Below are 4,542 nucleotides of genomic sequence, written 5' to 3' on the forward strand. Positions count from 1 at the left end.
AGGAGGGGCTTTGGTCCGCGCGAGCACCGGCAGTGCTGGAACTCGTGTCATTTGCTTTCGCTCCCCTCTCCCGCAAGGAGAGAGGCGCTTTGGTCTGCGCGAGCGCCGGCAATGCTGGAACTCGCATCATTCGCTTTTGCCCCCCCTCTCCCTTTACGGGAGAGGGGTTGGGGGAGAGGGCGCTCACAGTTGCAAGAATCACTTCCAGCACCGCATCGCCGTTCCCAAGAATCTCGTTGTTCCAGAACCGCAGAACCGTGAAGCCCTGACTCTCCAGCCAAGCATCGCGCCTTGCATCCTGCCTGCTCTGGTTGTGTTGCCCACCATCAGCTTCAACTATCAGTCGCACGCCAAAGTGCACGAAGTCCACTACATACGGCCCCAGCGGCTGCTGTCGGCGGAACTTCTCACCCAGCAGACGATGTGCCCGAAGGTGGCGCCATAACCGATGCTCAGCTTCGGTCATGTTTTTACGTAGCGACTTTGCAAATTTGAGCTGCTGCATGATTGCGGGCCTCCTTTGCCCCCTCTCCCCAACCCCTCTCCCGTAAAGGCAGAGGGGCTCAGGCCTCATGCAGTCTCATCAATCTCGCGAAACAGTTGGATCACCACTCTCCTCTCCCTTTACGGGAGAGGGGCCGGGGGAGAGGGTAGCTTTAGCCCTCAGGCAACCGAGCCCTCCAGAAAGTCCTGTGCAAACCGCTGCAGCACGCCGCCGGCCTCGTAGATCGCCACTTCCTCGTCCGAATCCAGGCGGCAGGTCATCGGCACCTTCAGCACCTCGCCGTTGCGACGGGTAATGACCAGGGTCAGGTCCGTGCCCGGGGTGCGCAGGCCGATCACGTCGTAGCTCTCGGTGCCATCGATGCCCAGGGTGTTGCGGTTGGTGCCCGGCTTGAACTCCAGCGGCAGCACGCCCATGCCGATCAGGTTGGTACGGTGGATGCGCTCGAAGCCCTCGGCGGCAATCGCTTCCACGCCCGCCAGGCGCACGCCCTTGGCCGCCCAGTCACGCGAGCTGCCCTGACCGTAATCGGCACCGGCGATGATGATCAGCGGCTGCTTGCGCTCCATGTAGGTTTCGATTGCCTCCCACATGCGCATGACCTTGCCTTCCGGCTCCACCCGCGCCAGCGAACCCTGCTTCACGCTGCCATCCTCGTTGCGCACCATCTCGTTGAACAGCTTGGGGTTGGCAAAGGTCGCACGCTGCGCGGTGAGGTGGTCGCCGCGATGGGTGGCGTAGGAATTGAAGTCTTCCTCCGGCAGGCCCATCTTGGCCAGGTACTCGCCGGCCGCACTGGACAGCAGGATGGCATTGGACGGGGACAGGTGATCGGTGGTGATGTTGTCCGGCAACACCGCCAGCGGGCGCATGCCACGCAGCGTGCGCTCACCGGCCAATGCACCCTCCCAGTACGGCGGGCGACGGATATAGGTGCTCTGCGGGCGCCAGTCGTACAGCGGGCTGACCTTCTCGCCATGCTCCACGCGCACGTTGAACATCGGGTTGTAGACCTTGCGGAACTGCTCCGGCTTCACCGCGGCCTTCACCACCGCATCGATCTCGGCATCGCTCGGCCAGATGTCCTTCAGGCGCACTTCCTTGCCGTCGGCGTCCACGCCCAGCACGTCCTTCTCGATGTCGAAGCGCACGGTACCGGCGATGGCATAGGCAATCACCAGCGGCGGCGAGGCCAGGAAGGCCTGCTTGGCATACGGGTGGATGCGGCCGTCGAAGTTGCGGTTACCCGATAGCACGGCCGTCGAATACAGGTCGCGGTCAATGATCTCCTGCTGGATCTTCGGGTCCAGCGCGCCACTCATGCCGTTGCAGGTGGTGCAGGCAAAAGCGACGATGCCAAAGCCCAGCTTCTCCAGATCCGGCAGCAACCCAGCTTCTTCCAGGTACAGCTGCACGGCCTTGGAGCCCGGCGCCAGCGACGACTTCACCCATGGCTTGCGGGTCAGGCCACGCGCATTGGCGTTGCGCGCCAGCAGTGCCGCGGCAATCACGTTGCGCGGGTTGGAGGTATTGGTGCAGCTGGTGATGGCGGCGATGATCACCGCGCCGTCGGGCATCAGGCCTTCGGCTTCCTCGCCCCGGCCGCTTTGCAGCTTGGCTTCGTCGGCGATGCCGCGCTCGGCCAGATCCGACACCGGCAGGCGCTTGTGCGGGTTGCTGGGGCCGGCCATGTTGCGCACGACGCTGGACAGGTCGAACTCAAGCACGCGCTCGTACTGCGCGGTTTCCAGCGCGTCGGCCCACAGCCCGGTGGTCCTGGCGTAGTTCTCGACCAGCGCCACCTGGGCCTCGTCGCGGCCGGTCAGGCGCAGATAGTCGATGGTCTGCTGGTCGATGTAGAACATCGCCGCGGTCGCACCGTATTCCGGGCACATATTGGAGATGGTGGCGCGGTCACCGATGGTCAGCGCAGCCGCGCCTTCACCGAAGAACTCCAGCCAGGCCCCGACCACACGCTCCTTGCGCAGGAACTCGGTCAGTGCCAGCACCACGTCGGTGGCAGTGATGTTCGGCTGCGGCTTGCCGGTCAGCTTGACGCCGATGATGTCGGGCAGGCGCATCCATGAGGCGCGGCCCAGCATCACGTTCTCGGCTTCCAGGCCGCCAACACCAATGGCGATGACGCCCAAGGCATCCACGTGCGGGGTGTGGCTGTCGGTGCCGACGCAGGTATCGGGGAAAGCCACCCCACCCTGCTGGTAGATCACCGGCGACATCTTCTCCAGATTGATCTGGTGCATGATGCCGTTGCCCGGCGGGATCACGTCGACGTTCTCGAAAGCCAGCTTGGTCCAGTCGATGAAGTGGAAACGGTCTTCGTTGCGGCGGTCTTCGATGGCGCGGTTCTTGGCGAACGCGTCCGGATCGTAGCCGCCACATTCCACCGCCAGCGAGTGATCGACGATCAGCTGCACCGGCACCACCGGGTTGACCTTGGCCGGGTCACCGCCCTTGTCGGCGATGGCGTCACGCAGGCCGGCCAGGTCGACCAACGCGGTCTGGCCGAGGATGTCGTGACAGACCACGCGTGCCGGAAACCAGGGGAAATCGAGGTCACGCTTGCGCTCGATCAGCTGCTTGAGCGAATCGGTGAGCGTGGCCGGGTTGCAGCGGCGCACCAGGTTTTCGGCCAGCACACGCGCGGTATAGGGCAGCGTGGCGTAGGCGCCAGACTGGATGGCATCGACTGCGGCGCGGGCGTCGAAGTAATCGAGCGTGCTGCCGGCGAGGTGTTTGCGGTAATCGGTATTCATGGCTGGCCTGTGAGGGTCTGGGCTTGCTGGTGTTGCGGTGGAGTACTGCGAAGATGCCTGTGATTGCAGCAATCCCACAGCAACACATGAAATCTGGCATTTCCCTTCTCCCGCCTGCGGGGGAAGGTGCCCGAAGAGCCTGCCCCCGCGAAGGCGGGGGGCGGATGGGGGAGCTCTTGCTCTCGCTTGAGCTCCAGCTTTGCTTCGCTTCTTTCTACGGGCGTGAAGCGGGCTGTACGTGCTAGAAGCTTCCCCTCTCCCCAACCCCTCTCCCGCAAGCGGGAGAGGGGCTTGGTCGCACTTGCGGGAGGTTATCCGCGAGCTTTACGCACGCTTTTCCAGCGGCACGAAGGTCTGGTCTTCCGGACCGGTGTAATTCGCACTCGGGCGGATGATCTTGCCGTCGATACGCTGCTCGATGATGTGCGCGCTCCAACCCGCAGTACGCGCAATCACGAACAGCGGGGTGAACATCGCGGTCGGCACGCCCATCATGTGGTAGCTGACAGCGCTGAACCAATCCAGGTTCGGGAACATCTTCTTGATGTCCCACATCACCGACTCCAGACGCTCGGCGATGTCGTACATCTTCATGTTTTCCTGCTCGGCGGACAGCTCGCGCGAGACCTCCTTGATCACCTTGTTGCGCGGATCGGACACGGTGTAAACCGGGTGGCCGAAGCCAATCACCACTTCCTTGCGCTCGACGCGGGCCTTGATGTCGGCCTCGGCTTCGTCCGGCGTTTCATAACGCTTCTGCACTTCGAAGGCGACTTCGTTGGCGCCACCGTGCTTGGGACCACGCAGCGCGCCGATACCGCCGGTGATGGCGCTGTACATGTCGCTGCCGGTACCGGCGATGACGCGGCAGGCGAAGGTCGAGGCGTTGAATTCGTGTTCTGCGTACAGGATCAGGCTGGTGTGCATGGCCTTGACCCAGGACTCGCGCGGCTGCTCGCCGTGCAGCAGGTGCAGGAAATGGCCGCCGATCGAATCATCGTCGGTCTCCACGTCGATGACCTTGCCGTTGTGGCTCCAGTGGTACCAGTACAGCAGCATCGAGCCCAGCGAGGCCATCAGCTTGTCGGCGATGTCACGCGCACCCGGGTGATTGTGGTCGTCCTTCTCCGGCGACACGCAGCCCAACACGGAAACACCGGTACGCATCACATCCATCGGGTGCGCCGACGGCGGCAGCTCTTCCAACGCAGCCTTCACCGCTGCCGGGATGCCACGCAGCGCTTTCAGCTTGGCCTTGTAGGC

At 63.7% G+C, this 4,542-nt stretch carries 2 protein-coding genes and 1 pseudogene; all 3 read right to left on the minus strand.

Features of this window, described 5'->3' with window-relative positions:
* Positions 1-151: 151 nt before the first annotated feature.
* Positions 152-505 (minus strand): annotated as a pseudogene (locus tag B2527_RS18455) (endonuclease domain-containing protein); the annotation flags it as partial.
* 158 nt (positions 506-663) lie between these two features.
* Positions 664-3,279, minus strand: coding sequence for a Fe/S-dependent 2-methylisocitrate dehydratase AcnD (gene acnD / locus B2527_RS18460; protein ID WP_293716990.1), 2,616 nt, complete (start codon positions 3,277-3,279; stop codon positions 664-666).
* A gap of 324 nt (positions 3,280-3,603) precedes the next feature.
* Positions 3,604-4,542, minus strand: a 939-nt coding sequence (gene prpC, locus B2527_RS18465) for a bifunctional 2-methylcitrate synthase/citrate synthase (protein ID WP_293716992.1), incomplete at its 5' end; no start/stop codon positions are given.

This window comes from Stenotrophomonas sp. UBA7606 (genome assembly GCF_002477705.1).
Lineage (GTDB): Bacteria > Pseudomonadota > Gammaproteobacteria > Xanthomonadales > Xanthomonadaceae > Stenotrophomonas.

Excerpts from the sequence above, each read along its gene's own strand:
- acnD (WP_293716990.1), bottom strand. The coding sequence starts at position 3,279 with ATGAATACCGATTACCGCAAACACCTCGCCGGCAGCACGCTCGATTAC.